This is a genomic window from Rhizobium sp. rho-13.1, assembly GCF_007000305.1.
Lineage (GTDB): Bacteria > Pseudomonadota > Alphaproteobacteria > Rhizobiales > Rhizobiaceae > Rhizobium > Rhizobium rhododendri.
Genome location: NZ_SCFL01000009.1, coordinates 109,730 through 128,486, shown reverse-complemented (window position 1 = coordinate 128,486; position 18,757 = coordinate 109,730). Strand labels below are relative to the sequence as shown.

Here is an 18,757-nt window from a genome sequence, read left to right as displayed (position 1 = left end):
AGCAATCGTCCATGATCGCCGGCCGGCCTGCGGGTGATTGTCGGCACCGGCGCCGTCAACACCAAGATCGCCGCCGAGCATGCGGCCCACGCCCAAAAGGTCGGCGGGCATGGTCTGATGGTCATTCCAAGGGTCCTGTCGCGCGGCACCTCGGCGTCTGCCCAGCGCGACCATTTCAAGACCATCCTGTCGGCGGCACCCAACCTTCTGGCGGTGATCTACAACAGCCCCTATTATGGCTTTGCGACCCGCGCCGAGTTGGTCTTCGATCTTCGCAACGACCACAAGAACCTGATCGGCTTCAAGGAATTCGGCGGCCCCTCAGACCTGCGCTACGCTTCGGAAAACATCACCAGCCGCGACGATCAAGTGACGCTCATGGTCGGTGCCGATACGGCTGTGTTCCACGGGTTCGTAAACTGCGGCGCGTCCGGCGCCATCACCGGCATCGGCAATGTTCTGCCCAAGGAAATCCTGCATCTGGTCGCGCTCGCCCAGGCGGCGGCAGGGGGCGATGCGGTTGCCCGCGCCCATGCGCTGGAACTCGAAAGCGCCCTCGGCGTGCTCTCTTGCTTCGATGAAGGCCCGGATCTGGTGCTCTATTACAAGCACATGCTCGTTCTCACCGGCAATCCCGAATTTACGCTGCATTTCAACGAGACCGACAGCCTGTCGGACAGCCAGCGCGATTACGTCGAAAAACAGTTTGCCCTGTTCCAGGCCTGGTATGCGGATTGGTCGAAGCAGTTCGCGTCGCTGGAAAAATCCAAGGCAGCGTGAGGCAGTAGAGCCAAGCCGACGCGCAGGACACCGGATCGAAGCGGCCAGAGTCGCTTTGATCCCATACCACAAGAGCGGGACGGCCTAGCCTTCAGTTTCGGCCGCTGCTTTGACGAACGACGAGCCGGCAGGCAATGCCCCGCTCACCGGGCGCAATCGCCTCGCCCTTGGTGAGGCCCAGAATGGCAAGGCCCGCCCGCCGCCCGAGCTCCTTCAACTCCATGTCGATCGTCGTCAGGGCCGGCCGCGTCTGCTCGGCAATGACCTCCCAATTGTCGAAGCCAACGACCGCGACGTCCTGGGGAACACGCACCCCGCGGTCGCGCAAGGCATCGATCACCCCGCGGGCGATCTGGTCGTTGCCACAAAAGATCGCATCGGGCGTCGCGTCTCGCTCGAAGATCATGTCGATCGCCGCGTGCCCCCACTCCTCCGTCCAGTCGCCGAACAGCACTTCCGCCCCCGCGCCATAGCTATCCCGGTAGGATCTGGCGCGTAGCCGGGCCGCCAGATAATCCTCGGGACCGGTGATGTGGATGATGGTCCGTCTCGACAACCCCACCAGATGGTCGACGGCAAGTCGCGCGCCTTGCACGTCGTCGGGCAGGAATGACAGACTTCCGGCCGGACCCTTCGCAAAAGCATAGACGACCGGGATCGAAAGATTGAGAAGCTCGACTGGCGGAACGACATCCAGCCGGGTCGCCGTGAAAATGATGCCGTCGACATGCTTGTCCAGCAGCGCTTCGAGATGAAGTTTCGCAAGAGCGGGGTCGTTGTTGGTGGCGCAGAGAAAAACCGAAACGCCCTGGCTGACAAGCGCCTCCGACACACCTGCCGTCATCGGCAACGTCAAGCGGCCATAGGTGTCGTTCGTCAACATGCCGATCGTCGAGGTTCGCTTGCTGAGCAATCCCCTCGCCAGCGAACTTGGGCGAAAGCCGATCTCGGCGGCTATCTGCTTTACCCGTAGGCGCGTTTCCTCGTTCACGCGGCCGGTGTCGTTCAGCGCATTCGAAACGGTCGAGATGCTAACGCCGGCGCGCTTGGCGACGTCTCGGATGGTGCGGCGGCGATGGGCGAGGCTTGTCAAAATAGGGGTCCCGGATTTTCGTTGCCAAAAGGTTTTAGCAAAGGACATATACTTTGCAAAAAGGTTTTTGCATATTTTTGCACACACAATGTCGACATACCGATTTTTCTCGAATAGCGTCATGGCAACGTCAAACAAAGGTGCTTGACGGCAACGAAAAAAGGGAACGCTTATGCACAAAATCAAATTGGCGCTCATAGCACTTTCGCTTTTGGCGAGCACGTCGCTTGCAAGCGCCGAAGACATCACCCTCTGGGTTAGGACCTCGTCCGGCGCCGTGCTTCAGGCGCTTGCCGACCACTACAACGCGTCCCATGCCGACAAGGTCAACGTCACGCAAATCACCGCCGAGCAGATGGTGCCGAAACTCGGCGCCGCCATCGCCGGCGGCGCTGCCCCCGATGGCGCTGTCCTCGATTTGATCTACCTGCCGACATTCGCGGCGGCCGATAGCCTCGAAGACATCAGCGACTTCGTCAAGTCCGCCCCTTACGCAAGCGCCATGAGCCCTTCGCATATTCGCCTGGCCACCTATAACGATAAGGTCTACGGCGTCCCGGCCCTGCCCGACGCCTCGATCATCGCCTACAACACCGACCTGTTCACCAAGGCCGGCCTCGATCCGTCCAAGCCGCCGGCATCGCTCGACGAGATCGCTGCGGATGCCAAGAAGATCACGGCGCTCGGCAACAGCACCTACGGCTTCTATTTTGTCGCCAATTCCGGCAGCTGGCTGATCTATGACTTCCTGCCGCATATCTGGGCGGCGGGCACCGATATCCTGAGCGTCGACGGCAAGACCGCCACGGTCGACACACCGGCCATGCGCGAGACCATCGCCGCCTACCGCGACATGTGGAAGGCCGGTGCCATCCACCCGACCTCGCGCTCGGGCAATGGCAACAACGCCGTCGAAGCCTTCGCCTCCGGCAAGGTCGGGATCCTGATGACCGGCTCCTATATCGTCAATCTGCTGACCAGCAAATATCCTGACGTAAAGTTCGCGGTGGCGCCGATTCCCGGCCCGAAGAACGGCGCGTCCAGCTTTGCCGGCGGCGATACCTTGGCGCTGATGAAGGGCATCGCTCCTGCGAAGAAGAAGGTCGCCCTCGACTTCGTGAATTTCTACATGCAGCCGGACCAGCAGGTGTTCATCACCCAGGAATCCGGCATGCCGTCGCGCACCGACCTTGCCAAGGAAGCCTATGCCAAGTTCGACCCGCGCAACCTCACTGCCTATGATGTGCTTGCCAAGGCCCGGACGCCCTACACCTTCTCGTCCGACGAACTCTTCGTCAGCCGCACGGGGCCGTTCGTCAACCTGATCCAGGGCGCGATCTTCGGCGATGACGTCAATGGTTCGATCGCCAAGACGCAGGACGATTTCACGAAAATCCTGAAGCGCACCAACCCGAACTGATGTTCCAATCACAGGCGCAGGGCGGCACCCTCCGTCCTGCGGTAGCACACCATCCCCATTGAATGCTCTCAACGAAGCGGAAACTCAGTTGTCTTCAAACCCAGGCATGCGGGCATCTGCAGATCACGGACGCGCCAACAAGCCCGAGCCGACGGGTTGGCTGGGACTGCTGTTCATCCTACCAAGCACGCTCTTCATTCTGCTGCTGTTCATTCTGCCGTTGATCATGACGGTCTGGATGAGTTTTTATAACTGGCCGCTACTCGGTAGGACGAAGTTCATCGGCCTTGCCAATTACATCGAGCTCGCCGGCGATACCCAGCTCTGGCATTCGCTCGGCTTCACCATGCTGTACACCTTTCTGGTGACGACAGCCCTTTTCTTGGTCGCCTTTCCGCTGGCGCTGCTGGTCGATCGCCCGATGCGGATCGCCGGCTTCTTTCGCACCATCTACTTCCTTCCCGTGGTCATCGGCTTCGGCGCGGCATCGACGCTGTGGATGTGGCTCCTCAATCCAGACAATGGCGTTTTCGCTGAACTCCTGCAGGCCGTCGGCCTGGTCAACAGCGCGCCAAGACCACTGGAAAGTTTCTGGACAGCGCTTGCCGTCATCATCCTGATGGTCGTGTGGAAAACGGCGGGCTTCACCATGGTGATCCTGCTGACGGGGTTGCAAGGCATTCCCGACGATATCATCGAGGCAGCAAAGATCGACGGCGCCAGTCCTTTCAGCCGCTTTCGGCGGATCACCCTGCCGCTGATGCGCAATTCGATCATGCTGGCGTTGATCCTCAACATCACCTCGTCGATGCTCGCCTTCGATCAGTTCTTCATCATCACCCAGGGCGGGCCTCAGAACAGCACGATCTCGGCGGTCTACTCGATCTATCTGGCATCCTTCTCCTCCTACCGTCTCGGATACGGCTCGGCGATCTCCTTCTCGCTGCTGGTCGTGCTGGTGGCGATCAGTTCCATCCAGTTCGTGTTCCTGCGCCAAGGTCCGGAGGGCGAGCGATGACCCCGGTGCCTTCGACCGTTGCGCCGAGGCGGCGCGCCGACGGGACCGCGAAGCTCGCCTTTCTGGCTGTCTCGATCGTGTTTTCGATCTTCTTCATCATGCCGATCGTCTGGTCCTTCGCCAACTCCTTCAAGCCAGCGGCAGAGGCGCTGGCCCATCCGGTCGCGCTTTTTTCCAAGGCTTTTTCGCTGGAGAACTATCGCCGTCTCGAACACGTCGGCGCCGGCTGGTATGTCTACGCTCTCAACTCCGTCGCCATCGCCATCGGCACGGTGGTGCTGACTGTGCTGATATCGGTGCCGGCCGGCTACGGCTTTTCGAAATTCCGCTTTCCCGGCCAGTCGCTGATCTTCATCATGGTGATGGCGACGATGATGATCCCGTTTCAGTCGATCCTGACGCCGCTGTTCCTCATCCTGAAGGTCATCCACCTGCAGAACAGTTTGGTCGGCCTGGTGCTTATCTATGTGACCTTCCAGCTGCCGTTCTCGATCTTCATGATGCGCAACGCTTTCGATGCCGTACCACAGGCGCTGATCGAGGCCGGCCGCATCGATGGCGCGTCGCAGACCACCATCCTGCGGCGGATCATGCTGCCAATCGCGCTTCCGGGCGTCGCGACCGTCGCGATGTTCGCCTTCCTCAATTCCTGGAACGAATTTCTGGCGGCGCTGATTTTCCTCTCGGAGCAAAACAAGTTCACGCTTCCCATCATGCTCGTCAATGTCTCCTCCGGGATGTACGGCATCATCGACTGGGGCGCCCTGCAGGCCGGCATCACCGTGACGATGATCCCCTGCCTTCTGCTGTTCTTCCTTCTTCAACGCTATTACGTGCGCGGCCTGACCGCCGGCGCCGTCAAGTAAAGTTCGCGGCTTCCCCCGCCAGGAGTTTCCATGTCAGTTTCCGACAAGACAACCGCGTCCGCGCCAGACGGCCGTCCAGCCCGCTTCGTTCCCGCCGACCACAGCCGCGTCGAATTCAGCGGCGGCTTCTGGCAGAGCTGGACGGAGACCGTTCGCAGCGTCACCATTCCGTCCCAGCACGATCGGCTCGAGGAGGAAGGATTTCTCGAGGTTCTCGACTTCGGAAAGCCGCCGGGTCCCCTTGCGCGCCCGATCCAGCCCAGCGGCCTGTCGATGCAGCATTTTTTCGATTCCGACTTCGGCAAGTGGATCGAAGCCGCCAGCTACACGCTCAAGGCTCATCCCGATGTCGAGATCGAGGCGAAGATCGAAGCGATCGTCGAAAAACTCGAACAGGGCCAGATGGCCGACGGCTATCTCAACAGCTGGTTCATTCGCCGCGAACCTGAGAAGCGCTGGACGAACCTGCGCGACCTGCACGAGATGTATTCCATGGGCCACCTGTTGGAGGGGGCCGTAGCCTATTTCGAGGCGACCGGAAAGCGGCGCTTTCTCGACGTGATGATCCGCGCCGTCGATCATATCATCGACACTTTCGGCCCCGAGCCCGGTAAACTGCGCGGCTATGACGCGCATGAGGAGATCGAGCTTGCGCTGGTCAAGCTCTACCGCGTCACCCGCGACCCCCGTCATCTCGACCTTGCCGTCTACTTTGTCGACGAGCGCGGCGCCATGCCGTCCTATTATGACGAGGAGGCGCGCAAGCGCGGTGAAAACCCCGACGACTACGTCTATCAGACCTACGCCTACAGCCAGGCGCACATCCCCGTGCGCGAGCAGACGCAGGTGGTCGGCCATGCCGTTCGCGCCATGTATCTGTTCTCGGCCATGGCGGACCTGGCGCATGAGAACAACGATCCCGCGTTGTTTGCCATTTGCGATCGGCTCTTCGACAACCTGACCAGCCGCCAACTCTACGTCACCGGCGGGCTCGGGCCATCGGCATCGAACGAAGGTTTTACCCGCGAGTACGATCTTCCCAATGAGACGGCTTATGCAGAGACATGCGCCGCAGTGGCCTTGGGGTTCTGGGGCCATCGGATGGCACAGATCGACCTCGACAGACGGTTCACGGACAGTCTCGAAACCGTGCTGTTCAACGGCGCTCTCTCCGGCATTTCCCGCGATGGGCAACATTATTTCTACGAGAACGTGCTCGAAAGCCACGGCCAGAACCGTCGTTGGAAATGGCACTATTGCCCATGCTGCCCGACGAACATTGCCCGTTTCATCACGTCGCTGGGCCAATATTTTTACTCTGCCAGGGCCGGCGAACTCGCGGTTCATCTCTATGGCGCCAATACCGCGGAATTGTCGGTCGGGAATGCTTTCGTCCGTCTCACGCAGGAAACCCGCTATCCCTGGGATGGCGACATCGGCCTTCGTCTTGGGCTCGAAAACGCCACGCCGCTGACCGTGAAGCTGCGGATTCCGGGCTGGTGCCTTGACGCGACCATCGCCGTCAACGGCGAGCCAGTCGATCTTCGAGCGTGTGTCACCAAAGGTTATGCGTATATCGCCCGGGAATGGCGGGACGGCGACGAAATTCGCCTTTCGTTCGACATGCCGGTGCAGCGGCTCTATGCCCATCCGGCGGCAAGCGAAGACAGCGGTCGCGTGGCGCTGCGGCGCGGTCCCGTTGTCTATTGCGTCGAGGAAACCGACATCGGCGGTGAACCGCAGCGGCTTCGTCTGCCTGCCGATGCGGTGATCGGTACGCGTTTCGATGCGGAGCTTCTCGGCGGCGCCATGGTGCTGGAAGGCGAAGCGCTGGAAGCGGACGCCAGCGACTGGAGCGACAGCCTCTACCGTACGTCTCCGCCAGCTTTGGTTCCGAAACCATTCAAGGCAATTCCGTATCATCTCTGGGCGAACCGCGAGCCGGGTGCGATGCTCGTTTGGCTGCAGGAAAATTAGGAGAAGAGCGATGGCAAGGCTTCAACTCAAAAGCGTCTTCAAATCCTACGGTATTTATGAAGCCGTGCGCGGCATCGATCTCGATATCGAGGACAACGAGTTCGTCGTCTTCGTCGGCCCTTCCGGCTGCGGAAAATCGACCACGCTCCGGATGATCGCCGGGCTGGAGCACATCACCGCCGGCGATATCGTCATCGGCGACCGTGTCGTCACCAATCTCGGTCCGGGCAAGCGCGATATCGCCATGGTGTTTCAGAACTACGCGCTCTATCCGCACATGTCGGTCCGGGAGAACATCGCCTTCTGTCTGCAGCAGCAGAAACTCGCAAAACCCGAAATCGAGGCCAGGATCAGACGCGCATCGGAAACGCTGCATATCACCGAACTCCTGGATCGGCGGCCCGGCCAACTGTCCGGCGGTCAGCGTCAGCGCGTCGCCATGGGCCGGGCGATCGTGCGCAATCCGAAGGTGTTTCTGTTCGACGAGCCGCTGTCGAACCTGGATGCGAAGCTCCGCGTCCAGATGCGCACCGAAATCAAAAGGCTTCATCAGATCCTGCCGACGACCACCGTCTACGTCACCCATGACCAGGTCGAAGCGATGACGATGGCAGACCGTGTCGTGGTGATGAATGCAGGACTTGTCGAGCAAGTTGGACCGCCGCAGGAGTTGTACCACAGCCCGGCGAGCCTGTTCGTCGCCGGGTTCATCGGCTCGCCATCGATGAACTTTCTTGAAGCAGAACTCATCGACCGCGACGGCGTCCCGGCCGTGCGGCTGGCGGATGGTACGCTGCTGGCGATACCGGCACAACGTCTGGCCGGCTATGCGCCGCATGTCGGGAAAGCCGTTACCTTCGGTATCCGTCCCGAGTCGATATCCCCTCGACAGGAGCGCGAGGGCTTTGCGAGTATCGACGTGATGGTTGACCTGGTGGAGCCGCTGGGACCGTCGACGATGATCTATTTCGATGTAGCAAATATCACGCTCTGCGCCAGCATCAGCCCTGACAGCGGTGCGCGGCCCCAGACGACGATGCCGATCTCGGTGAATATGAACCAGATGCATTTGTTCGACCGGGAAAGCGGACGATCCTTGCGTACCTAAACGAGGCCGCACTGTCGCCCGTGTCTACTACTTGCGCTTGAACAGATACGAACTGCCGACCCGCAGAAAATAAAAAGGCAAGCAACATGAACGGAGTAAGCTACGCCCATTTATGAAACCTACCTGGGCGGTGCCGCTACATCAAAGACGGTCAGGGCGCGGAGATCAAAGGACCTTCATCGCAAGTTGAAGGCTAAGCTTTTCAACACGGCCAAGCGGTAAGCCTAGATTAGCGCGTACTCAGCCGCGTAGATATCATGTTCGTCTCAAGGCAGTTGCGAGTCAATTAACAGCGACGTCTGTCAAAAACCACCCGCGCATCGAACGCGTCTAGCGTAACTCGCCCTCCTCACTCGCGCCGCTATGATTTTAACTTAAATCTGATACTTATCTGATCAGCAGGCGTGTGTTTTCTTGCGGGTTTGAAGCGCCATTCGGGCCCGGAGACGAAGCATAGGCCTGAATGGCATTCTACATGATCAACTGAATATGCGACCAGATTCGTTAAGAGCCGAGAACGAAACGAGAAAATGCGAGTGCATTTCGCGCATCTTCATCCATTTTGGCTTCGTCTGCACCATCGCTCAGATCGCGCCACACCCTGATGTCGGAGCCTATCGTTCCACCCGTTTTGACAAAAGGCTCCATCACGACGGCACCAGTGTAATTGATGTCGCGCAGTGCGAGACTGATCTCATGCCAAGGTAGTCGGCCTTTGCCCGGGACACGGCGATTGCTTTCGCCGGTGTGGAAATGCCCGAGTAGCGGGCCCGCGGTGCGGATGGCATCGCCAAAGCTGTCCTCCTCAATGTTCATATGGAATGTATCAAGCATCACTTTGACATTGGGCTTGCCGACATCGTTGATGAAGGCCACGCCTTCTGCCGCGGTGTTGAGAACGTGGTTCTCGAAGCGATTCAGCACCTCGATGCAGAGGTTTATGCCCAGGTCGTTGGCAAAGTCCGCGATACCGTGAATGCCCTCGACCCCGCGTGCACGGTCGCCTTCCTTGTCGACAGGCGTTGAATAGTCCACCGGCCAATAGGAATGGAGCGCACCGCCGATTGTCTTGATATCAAGCTTTGCGACGTTCTTGAGCGTTTGCTGGAAAAATACCTTACCAGCTTGCCGCACGGCAATATCAGGGGACGACAGGTTCTTGGCCTTGGAAGGCCCAATGCCGGCGGTTAGAATGATACTGTTGTCTGCCGCGCTCTGTTTGATCAGGGCAAGATCTGCGTCGCTATAGTCGTTGATGTGGTGCGCAGCCACTTCGATGACATCGAAGCCAAGCTTCGCAACCTTCTCGATGTATGGAGCAAAACTGGCGCTCCACTCATGTTCCCAGTAAGAATAGTAAATTCCATGCTTCATTGGAGCCTCCTTGAGTTTTCAGATGCAGATGTTCAGAACGACCAGCCGTCGAGAAAATTTGATCGGGTTAATATTCGTCGTCTCCTCCTTGCGAATGGAATTACCTTCCTGCCTAGAAGCGTCGCATGACAGCCGGACCGTCCGTCTTTGCCGGAGTGCAAGCTGCGATCGCCGGCGGCAAATGCCGGCTTGACTTCAACGGGAGAACAATCCGTATTGCGCGGCCTTACCGCGCAGAAAAGACAAACCGTCGCCCATCACCTGTTCAACGTCGCGCGCGACCGGGCGCCATGTCGATATGTCACCCGCCATGTCCGCTGGCATGCCGACAAAACTTTCCAGCGTCAGGACTCCCTTGAAATCGACCGCGGCGAGAGAAGCGAAAATAGGATCCCAGGGAACGTTTCCGTAGCCGGGCGTGCCTCTGTCGCTCTCCGACATATGCATGTATTTCAGATGATTGCCGGCGTTCAGGATGCCGTTTCCGGCGCCCTTCTCCTCGATATTCATGTGGAAGGTGTCGAGATGGATGAAGACGTTGTCCAGACTGATCCGTTCGACCAAGGTGACGGCCTGCTCGGCGGAGTTTATCAAGTGGCTTTCATAGCGGTTCACCGCCTCGACACCAAGCTGGATGCCATGAAGCTTCGCATGGGTGCCGGCGGCGTGCAGGGCGCGCACCAGATTGTCATATTCGGCCTGCGTCGGGGGCAGCCCGGTCCGCTCGTTGGTACCACCGTATGTTACACCAGTCAGCGCTTCGCCCCCCAGCGCTGCCGCCGTGTCAATTGCAATCTTGAGATGTTCGATCGCCGCATCCGGTCGAACCGAAGCCCATGCCGCCTGCGGCAACACCAGGGAGCAAGCAGCGCGCAGGGAATGTCTATCGAGAAGTTGGCGCGTGTGTCTTGCATCAACCGACGTCGCGTCCAGTAGTGGTATTTCGATGAAATCCAGCCCGTACTCGGCCGCGCCGGCTATCGCTTTCTCCGCACCGGGGCGGTCCCACTTCATCGTCCATATGCTTGCATGAATGCCGAACCCTTGCATATGCCTAACCTCTTCTGCTGCTGAAAACTTTGTACTGCGATGCGGCCCATCGAAGGATCATGACGCCGACAAGCAGCAGGCCCCAGACGGCGGTTGCCAGATGCTGATTTGCGCCCATCAGGTTCAGGCCAGAAGACAGAAGTTGTAAAACGACGAGAGCGACGAAGACTGGAATGACCCGGCCGAAACCGCCGAATGGGTTGATGCCGCCGAGAAAGCATGCAAGCACCGTAATCAACAGGTAAGATTCACCATGTCCGACCCGGACGGAGTTGAAACGCGCCATCATGACGATACCGGCGATGGCACACATCGCTCCGGACAAGGTGTAGACCAGGATAACCACCCTGCGAGTGCTGACGCCGGAATAGCGGGCGGCCTCGATATTGGAGCCAATCATGTAGGTGTTGAAGCCAAGCTTCGTGCGCGTCAGCAGCACGTGCCACACCAGCACGCAGCCGAGCAAGACGATCAGCGGGATGGGAATCCCAAGCCAGCTGCCGTGACCCAGCGGCTGAATAAAATCAGGAAAGCCAGAAACATCGCCACCGCGCGTGAGGAATTCGCCGAGACCCCGAACGAAGATCATCATGGAAAGAGACACCAGGATCGGGTGCGCCCGCGTGTATGCCACGACGACGCCCATGATCAAGCCGGTGGAAGCGCCGGCTACCACCGCACATAGGCAGCCGACCGCGAATATGAAGGGGTTGGCATCCACGCCGCCATTTGCCTGCAGGATCCAGGCGACGGTCAGCCCGGCGAAGTTAGCGGTGAACGTGACCGCCAGATTGAGCCCACCGGTCAACACCGGCAAAAGCATCGCCAATGTTAGCAACCCCAATTCCGGCAGTTGGAACGCAACGGAACCGAAGGTCGCCTGGCTTAAAAACTGCGGCGACGCGATGCTGAAGAACAAGAGCACGGCCATCAACGCGAGGAAGGGTCCAACCATCTCCTTGCCGAAGCGCCTATAGAAAGTTTCAACGATAGCGGTCATTGCGTTTTACCCTCCTTGCGAAGGAACGGCATGAGCCGATCGATGCGCGTGTTCGACACGGTGATGGCTACCAGAATGATGGCGCCAATGATCATCTTGAAGGCGAAGGGCGACACGCCCATCAGGTTCAGTCCGTTTTGTATGATGGCGATCATCAGGATCCCCAGCACGCAGCCAAGCACCGATCCTTTTCCGCCACCAAGGCGCGCGCCGCCAAGCACAACCGCCGCCAGCACATCGAGCTCGCGGCCATACAGAGCGTTCGGAACCACTTCTTGGGCGTAGTGCGCCTGGACAAGGCCGCCGATGCCGGACATAAGCCCCAGCCAGCCGAAGGCGATGAACTGCATCGCTCCGACATTGATGCCGAACCGTCGCGCGCCCTCCGGGTTGTCGCCAAATGCGTAGAGCTGGCGTCCGATCGTCGTGCGGGTGATCAGCAGCCAGGTTGCGATGACGCACAGCACCATGACGAGAACCGGAAGCGTGATCTCGATCCAGGTACCATTGGGCATCTCGTGTTCGAAAAGCACCACCCGGCTGGTCAGCCAATCCGGCAAATTGTAGATTGACACGCCGCCGGTAAAAAACATCAGCAGGCCAAAATAGATATTGAAGGTTGAGATCGTCGCAACGATGGAAATGATGCGGAAGCCATGGATCAGAAAGGCATTGAGCGCGCCAAAGAATTCCGACCGAACCGGCGATAATGAGCCCAGACACCCAGCCGCCGCCGCCAATCCAGCCGAGCGCGATGACGGTGACGTATTGCACGACGGACGCACTAACCGCGAAGGATATGTCGATGCCACCGGCGATCAGGACGACCAACAGGCCGACCGCGAAGATGATGTTGACCGAGCTTGTGTTGAGCAGATCGAACGTATTGCCGAGCGAGAAAAAATTATCGGTGGCGAACGACAGATAAATGCAGATGACGGCAATGACGCCGATGAGCGCACTTTCGGTCGCGTGAGTACGAATAAAACTACGCATAAACAGCCGCCTCGATTTCCTGGAGTGAGCAATGCCGCGGATCGAACGAGCCGACGATCTCGCCTTTCGCCATGTGCAGCACCCGGTCTGCGTTGAAATAAACCTCCGGCACCTCGTCCGAAATCAGAATGATCGCCAGTCCGGTCTTCGCCAATTTGGCGACGATCTCGAAAATTCCGGCCCGAGCACCGACATCGACACCAACCGTCGGCGAATCGAGAATGAGCAGCTTCGGCTCGGTCGCCAGCCACTTGGCAATCGCAATGCGCTGCTGGTTACCGCCTGAGAGCGTCGAGATCGCGTCTTCCTGAAGCCCTATCTTGACACCGAGTTCGCGGATCCATCCGGCAACGAGATCGTGCTTCTTTTTGTCCGAAAGAAACCCGCCGGATCGGATTTTGTAGAGTGACGAGATCACCAGATTGTCGGCGATCGACTGCGGTTGAATGAGACCAAGAGACAGACGGTCCTCCGACAGATAGGCAATTCCAGCATCGATGGCGTCCCGATTGGACGAAAACCGGACAACCGAGCCTTCGAGCGTCACAGTGCCGGAGTCTGGCCGGTTCATGCCGAACAATGCGAGCGCCAATTCCGTCCGCCCGGCGCCCAAAAGCCCGGTGATGCCAAGCGTTTCGCCACGTCGAACGGTGAGCGAGATATTCTCGAACTGACCGCGACGACTAAGCGACTTGACCTCAAGAACGGTCGGCTGGTCTTCTTTCAAGGTGGCCCGAAGGTGATTGTCGAAATTCTTGCCCGTCATCAGTTCGGTGATGCGAGACTGGGTCATGCCCTCCGTCGAGTAGGCGCCGACCAGGGCTCCGTCGCGAAGGACGGTCAGGCGGCCCGAAATCTCCAGCACCTCGGCTAGGCGGTGACTGACAAAGACGACGGAAACGCCGTCGGCGGACAGAGTGCGCACAATATTCAGAAGATGATCGGTCTCCGATTGCGTCAGCGACGCGGTTGGTTCGTCCATGAAGACGATCTTCGCCTCGCCGACTAGGGCGCGGGCAATCGCGACGATCTGTCTCTGCGCTATGGGAAATTCCTTGAGCGGCAGATCGATATTCAAATCGACTCCAAGCCGCTTGAGAGCGCTCAATGCCAGCCGCCGCATGTGGCGATAATTGACGAATCGAGGCCAGCGACCGAGAACGGTCTGGAAGGCAATGTTTTCCGCGACGGTCATCTCCGGAAAAAGTGCAAGATCTTGCCAAATGACCTGGATGCCCTTTGTCTGTGCCGTGACCGGCGACATATCCGGGTAGGCCTGACCATCGAATTCAATGATTGCCCCAGGCGCCGGACAATATACTCCAGTGATGATTTTGATCAGGGTGCTTTTGCCAGAGCCATTCTCGCCGGCAAGGCAATGGACTTCGCCCGGCAGCACATCAAAGGAGACATTCTTCAACGCATGGACGCCGCCAAACGTAATATTGATGTCGCGCAGCGACAGCAGCGGTCGGCTGCCCGCAGTCGCACTATCGATCTCATGCATTCAGATGTGCTCGCCCGTTTTGGTGGATGGTCAACGAGCCGGGCCAGCCCAAGCAGGCCCAGCTTGCTGGGAGGAACAAGTGTCCTAGAGGCCCATGGCGGCCAGACCAGCGACCGTGTCCTTGTTGATCTGGACAAGCTGGTCGACTATGATGTTGTGGTTAGTGAAATCAGGATGGATGACGCCGAGACCCTCGATCGTATCGCCGTCCTTCAGTTGCTCGCCCTTCATCAATTTGTCGGCGAGCGTCACGAAAACTTCGCCGGCTTGCTTCGGATTCCACATAATCCCGCCCGAGATCGCATCCGATTTCAGTAGCTTCTCGCCCTGACCGGGCGAGAAGGGACCCAGGACAAAAATCTTGCCGGTCTTGCGCCGCTCTTCAACAGCACGGCCGGCGCCGATTGGCCCTTGGCTGCCGAAAGCCAAGAAACCCGTCAAATTCGGGTGTGCGGAGATCAGATCCAAAGCGGTGCTGCGACTTTTGTCGACATCCTCAGCCACGCCGTAGCGATCGCCGACCAGCTTCATGTCCGGATTATTTTTCTTCAGATAGGCAATGGCCGCATCGGCCCAGGCATTGTGCAGGGGAACCGTCAGCGAACCGACAAATACCGCGTATTCGCCTTTTCCGCCCATCTTGTCGGCGAGCAGCTTTCCGTAAGCCTCGCCGAAGCCCTTCGAAGAGGCGAGTTCGAAGTCCCAATCGGCGCCTTTCTGACTGGGCGACTCATGGGTGATGACGATGATGCCCTTTTCTCGCGCCTTGGTGAGTACCGGCTCCAGAACCTTAGCGTCGTTCGGCACCACACCGATGACCTTCACACCCTGGGCAATCAGATCCTCTATGGCGCGAACCTGCAGTGCGGGGTCAGAACTCGTTGGACCGACCATCGACGCATCAATACCGAGCTTCTTGCCTTGTTCCTTAATGCCGGCTTCCATCGCATTGAACCACGGGATGCCGCCAATCTTGACGACCAGGCCGACTTTGCCGGCGTCAGCGGCAAAGGCGGCTGCAGCCGTTGAAAGCGCCAGCGACGCGGCCAGCGCGGCAACGATAAATTTGGTCATTATTTCTCCTCCACAGTTCCCGCAGGAACACGCAGACGCCCACGAAGGCGCCCTCTCCTCATCCCTGACGACGGCCGAAGCCTTCGCCACCTCATTCCCCACTTCCCGATGGGGCCACCAGAAGCACAATCGATATTTCTTTTTGCGCAATCGATGGTGCAAATATCATCTATCTAATGTGGGCTTTCGTCAAGAGGGGACGGAGGATAAGAGAAAATTAAGGAGCGACCATGAAAGACGACAGCAAGAAAAAGGCCACGATTTACGATCTCTCTGTGCTTTCGGGAATCTCCGCCTCGACTGTCAGTGCGGTTCTCAACGGCACGTGGCAAAAGCGGCGCATCAAGGAAAGTACGGCGGCGCTCATTCGCGGCCTCGCCGACAAGCATCAATATACCGCCAACCGCCAGGCACGAGGCCTTCGCAGCTCCAGGTCCGGCTTGGTGGGCCTTATGCTTCCGGTCTACGACAATCGCTATTTTTCGTCGATGGCTCAGGCATTTGAAGCGCACGTGCGGCAACGGGGCCAATGCCCGATTGTCGTAAGCTCGGGTCGCGATCCTCAGGAAGAACGCGAGACGGCAGAGGATCTCATATCCTATTCAATCGACGAGCTGTTTATTTGCGGTGCCACCGACCCTGATGGTGTGCATGATGTCTGCGAAGCCGCAGGGTTAAGACACGTCAATATCGATCTGCCCGGGTCGAAGACCCACTCGGTGATCAGCGACAACTATCAGGGTGCGAGGACGCTTACCGAGGCAATTATTCGGCACTTCCCTGCGGACGATCCGTTGCGAGCTGACGAGATCTTTCTGTTCGGCGGGCGTGACGATCACGCCACGCGTGAGCGTATACGAGGGTTTCGAGATGCTCGCGGTGAACTGCTCGGCGTTGGAGTGGAAGACGGAACCCAATCTACCGGCTACTCTCCGAACGCAATGCAGATTGCCTTTGAGTCATATTTTCAGCGTACGGGGAAACTTCCAAGGGCATTGTTCGTCAACTCTTCTATCAACTTCGAGGGTTTGCTGCGTTTCATGTCGGCTCACCCGCACGAACTTTTCGCTGATTTGGTGGTCGGGTGCTTTGACTATGACCCCTTCGCTTCATTCCTTCCTTTTCCGGTGTTCATGATGAAGCAAGATGTAGAAGGGATGCTTTCCAAGGCCTTCGAGCTCATCAAACAGCCTTCTACCCACCCGTTGATGCATCTCGTTGCATCGCAGTTAGTTCCTCCGCGTACTGCACTCCTTGGCCCATTGGACAACCTCAAAGATGCTCTCTGAAAAGTCGCCAAACCTTGTTGTCGAGTTTGGCGGCTTTGAAATTACCTAGAAACGCACGCCTTTAAAGGATTCGAACTGGCGTGCTTGTAGCGAGAGAAGCTAAAATATTGATCTTTTGGGTTGCGCGGCTCTCCAACTCGATCGCTCAGCTGATGGATGGAGCGGGAGAAAAGGCCAATACGGGAAACGCCAAGCGTTACCAGCTCACGAACCCATTTGGGGTTATCACACCCTTCCCTCTGCGGACAACGGTCGATAAACGAGCATCCAGCGGGCAGGTGTCGGTTGCTTGGCAATTGGCCTGTCTCGGCATTCGGCCAATCACCATGAGGCATCGCAGATGCGTGACGTTATCCACGTGGCCAATCAGTATTAATCCAACGCTTGCAGATACCGGTGAAGTTGGATCGTGACGTATCCGGATAGAAGGGTTGCTGGGAGCACTTGTTGCGCGAGATATACGATGAATTGGCCCCACACAAGTGGGGCCAGCCGCGCATCAATAATCGCCTGGGGGCGGTGGTGCAAACCCCGGCGGTGGCCGTGGTGGTGGCCCGCGCCTGAAACCAGGCAGTGGTTCGTCGTCATAGCCGTTCCAGTGCCGCCGCGGCGGGGGTGGTGGCATACGATTAAAATAGCACGGCCCGTCAGGACCCAGGTGTCAGCCTCGCCCGAAAGCATAGTCTACATGCAGCACGAACAATGACACGCCCGCTGGGCTAACGGTACCAGGCACCGCCACTGAAGCGGTCGAAGCAAGGCCTTATATGGTCAGTCCTATAGTCAAGAACATTGTTTTCATAAGGTGTTCACATAGGTTTTGAGGTCCAAACGACATGATGGAAGAAGCCGCTCGGTGTCTGGCCCCGACTAGGCGGGGCCATCTCTTTTAGTTGTCGTCGCCGGGTGGCGGCGGCGGTGGTGGCAAGCCACGATCATCGCCAGGGCGCGGATGGTTGAGATGGCGACGCGGCGGTGGCGGTGGTGGGCCATTCCGAATGCAACGGCCGTCGCGTCCAAGATGGCGACGCGGGCCACACTCACGGTCAACCAAAACAACCGAGTTCGATTGAGCGACCGAAAGACCGGCCGCAGGCATGGCGTAACTGGCTGAGGCGGACATACAGCTGGTTATAGCGGTGAACACCAATATTAGCTTTTTCACTTTCTCTCCTAAACTGCCCCACGTCGGATCAGTTAGCGCATCCCGGGTGAATATCCAGTGGATCATAGAGACAACTAGAGGAGCCCTGGTGGAACGACCTCGTTTCGATCTCGCGGCCCCTGCTATCGAGATGACCCCACAGAACTGGAACTGTGAGGATGTGGACGATTGCAGTCACAAAAAAATGCAGCCTCCTCGTCGCCGAGCACGCATCCGGACAGCAAGCTCGGCTCATTCTTGCTGTCATTGTCGCGCCATAACTCGGGAGCCCCTTCAAGAACATCCTAAAATACCCTCGAGCTTCCTCGAACCTGCCGTATGGCCGGGTTGGCTGTGACGGCAGAAGTCAGTTCCGGCATTGACTAAGGTCAACTTTGGCCTCCTCAACGTAACCCGCGCCGTCCTGCCCTTCATGCGCCGGGCACGTTCCGGCCGCATCCTGAATATCTCGTCGATCGGCGGCTATCGCGGCGTCGCTGGCTTCGATGTTTACCCAACGAAATTCGCGGTCGAAGGGCTGAGCGAGGCTCTACATGACGAACTTGCACCGCTTGGCATTCAAGTCACCGTCATCGAGCCGGGCTATTTCAGCACCGACTTCCTCGACAGCTCATCCTTGTCCGTCAGCGGTAATATCATCGGCGATTATGCAGACACTTCCGGCAAGGTGCGAACCATAGACCGCCGGTCTCAGCCATAATCAACCCGGCAACCCTCAAAAGCTGGCAGAGGCGCTCATCGCCTTCACTGACGCCCCCAATCCGCCGGTCCGCCTGCCGCTCGGTAGCGACACGGTCGCCGCGATCGAGAAAAAGCACGCACAAGACGCTGCCATTCTCTCCGAATGGCGCACCGTCTCGTTCTCGACCGACTTCGCCGTTGACTAACGACGGCGCTCGTCTGATTAACTTCGTGAAATGGGAGGCCGCTTTCGGGGCCTCTCATCGCCTTAAAAGGTATCGAACCGCGTTTTTCAATTCTCGGCGATTTAAGAGACTGAAGACCCTTCCAGTGACTAAAAAACCCCGACTTAAGGATAG

At 58.4% G+C, this 18,757-nt stretch carries 12 protein-coding genes and 3 pseudogenes; 8 read left to right on the top strand and 7 right to left on the bottom strand.

Annotated elements, in window-relative coordinates; all coding sequences use genetic code 11:
- Window positions 1-21 precede the first annotated feature (21 nt).
- A pseudogene (locus tag EQW76_RS19855) lies at window positions 22-780 on the top strand (dihydrodipicolinate synthase family protein); the annotation flags it as partial.
- Between the two features lie 91 nt (window positions 781-871).
- On the opposite strand, the gene EQW76_RS19850 reads toward EQW76_RS19855, so the two are convergent.
- Window positions 872-1,873 carry a LacI family DNA-binding transcriptional regulator gene (locus EQW76_RS19850; protein WP_224128873.1) on the bottom strand — a complete coding sequence of 334 codons (1,002 nt, stop codon included), beginning with the start codon at window positions 1,871-1,873 and terminating at the stop codon, window positions 872-874.
- 172 nt (window positions 1,874-2,045) lie between these two features.
- Here EQW76_RS19850 and EQW76_RS19845 point away from each other — a divergent pair, with 172 nt between their 5' ends.
- The 5 genes from EQW76_RS19845 to ugpC all read left to right on the top strand — a co-directional run bounded on the left by EQW76_RS19845 (window position 2,046) and on the right by ugpC (window position 8,262).
- Entirely contained in the window at window positions 2,046-3,293 is a 1,248-nt protein-coding gene (locus tag EQW76_RS19845; RefSeq protein ID WP_142831589.1) for a sugar ABC transporter substrate-binding protein, read from the top strand.
- 106 nt (window positions 3,294-3,399) lie between these two features.
- Window positions 3,400-4,311: a sugar ABC transporter permease gene (locus EQW76_RS19840; protein ID WP_142831634.1), complete on the top strand. Its 912-nt coding sequence runs from the start codon at window positions 3,400-3,402 to the stop codon at window positions 4,309-4,311.
- Window positions 4,308-5,177: a carbohydrate ABC transporter permease gene (locus EQW76_RS19835; RefSeq protein WP_142831590.1), complete on the top strand. Its 870-nt coding sequence runs from the start codon at window positions 4,308-4,310 to the stop codon at window positions 5,175-5,177. Before EQW76_RS19840 ends, EQW76_RS19835 begins: the two co-directional genes overlap by 4 nt.
- Before the next feature lie 30 nt (window positions 5,178-5,207).
- Window positions 5,208-7,154 (top strand): beta-L-arabinofuranosidase domain-containing protein, encoded by a 1,947-nt coding sequence (locus EQW76_RS19830; protein WP_142831591.1) that lies wholly within the window; start codon window positions 5,208-5,210, stop codon window positions 7,152-7,154.
- A 10-nt stretch (window positions 7,155-7,164) separates the two neighbouring features.
- Entirely contained in the window at window positions 7,165-8,262 is a 1,098-nt protein-coding gene (ugpC, locus tag EQW76_RS19825) for a sn-glycerol-3-phosphate ABC transporter ATP-binding protein UgpC (protein WP_143123093.1), read from the top strand.
- Between the two features lie 504 nt (window positions 8,263-8,766).
- Here the strand turns inward: ugpC and EQW76_RS19820 are convergent.
- The 6 genes and pseudogenes from EQW76_RS19820 to EQW76_RS19795 form a co-directional block, all read right to left on the bottom strand.
- Window positions 8,767-9,636 carry a sugar phosphate isomerase/epimerase family protein gene (locus EQW76_RS19820; protein ID WP_143123092.1) on the bottom strand — a complete coding sequence of 290 codons (870 nt, stop codon included), beginning with the start codon at window positions 9,634-9,636 and terminating at the stop codon, window positions 8,767-8,769.
- A 195-nt stretch (window positions 9,637-9,831) separates the two neighbouring features.
- Window positions 9,832-10,686, bottom strand: coding sequence for a sugar phosphate isomerase/epimerase (locus EQW76_RS19815; protein WP_142831594.1), 855 nt, complete (start codon window positions 10,684-10,686; stop codon window positions 9,832-9,834).
- Window positions 10,687-10,690: 4 nt separating this feature from the next.
- Window positions 10,691-11,686, bottom strand: a complete 996-nt coding sequence (locus tag EQW76_RS19810; protein WP_142831595.1) for an ABC transporter permease — start codon at window positions 11,684-11,686, stop codon at window positions 10,691-10,693.
- Window positions 11,683-12,682: pseudogene (locus EQW76_RS19805) on the bottom strand (ABC transporter permease). Before EQW76_RS19805 ends, EQW76_RS19810 begins: the two are co-directional and overlap by 4 nt.
- Entirely contained in the window at window positions 12,675-14,189 is a 1,515-nt protein-coding gene (locus EQW76_RS19800) for a sugar ABC transporter ATP-binding protein (protein ID WP_142831597.1), read from the bottom strand. Before EQW76_RS19800 ends, EQW76_RS19805 begins: the two are co-directional and overlap by 8 nt.
- Window positions 14,190-14,273: 84 nt before the next feature.
- The gene (locus EQW76_RS19795; RefSeq protein ID WP_161991069.1) at window positions 14,274-15,263 is read right to left on the bottom strand and encodes an autoinducer 2 ABC transporter substrate-binding protein; all 990 of its coding nucleotides are present in this window, start codon (window positions 15,261-15,263) and stop codon (window positions 14,274-14,276) included.
- Between the two features lie 230 nt (window positions 15,264-15,493).
- Here EQW76_RS19795 and EQW76_RS19790 point away from each other — a divergent pair, with 230 nt between their 5' ends.
- Both EQW76_RS19790 and EQW76_RS19780 read left to right on the top strand, forming a co-directional pair.
- A complete protein-coding gene (locus tag EQW76_RS19790; protein ID WP_142831598.1) occupies window positions 15,494-16,552 on the top strand; it encodes a LacI family DNA-binding transcriptional regulator in 1,059 nt (352 codons plus the stop codon).
- Window positions 16,553-18,066: 1,514 nt separating this feature from the next.
- Window positions 18,067-18,604, top strand: a pseudogene (locus tag EQW76_RS19780) (SDR family NAD(P)-dependent oxidoreductase); the annotation flags it as partial.
- Window positions 18,605-18,757: the final 153 nt, after the last annotated feature.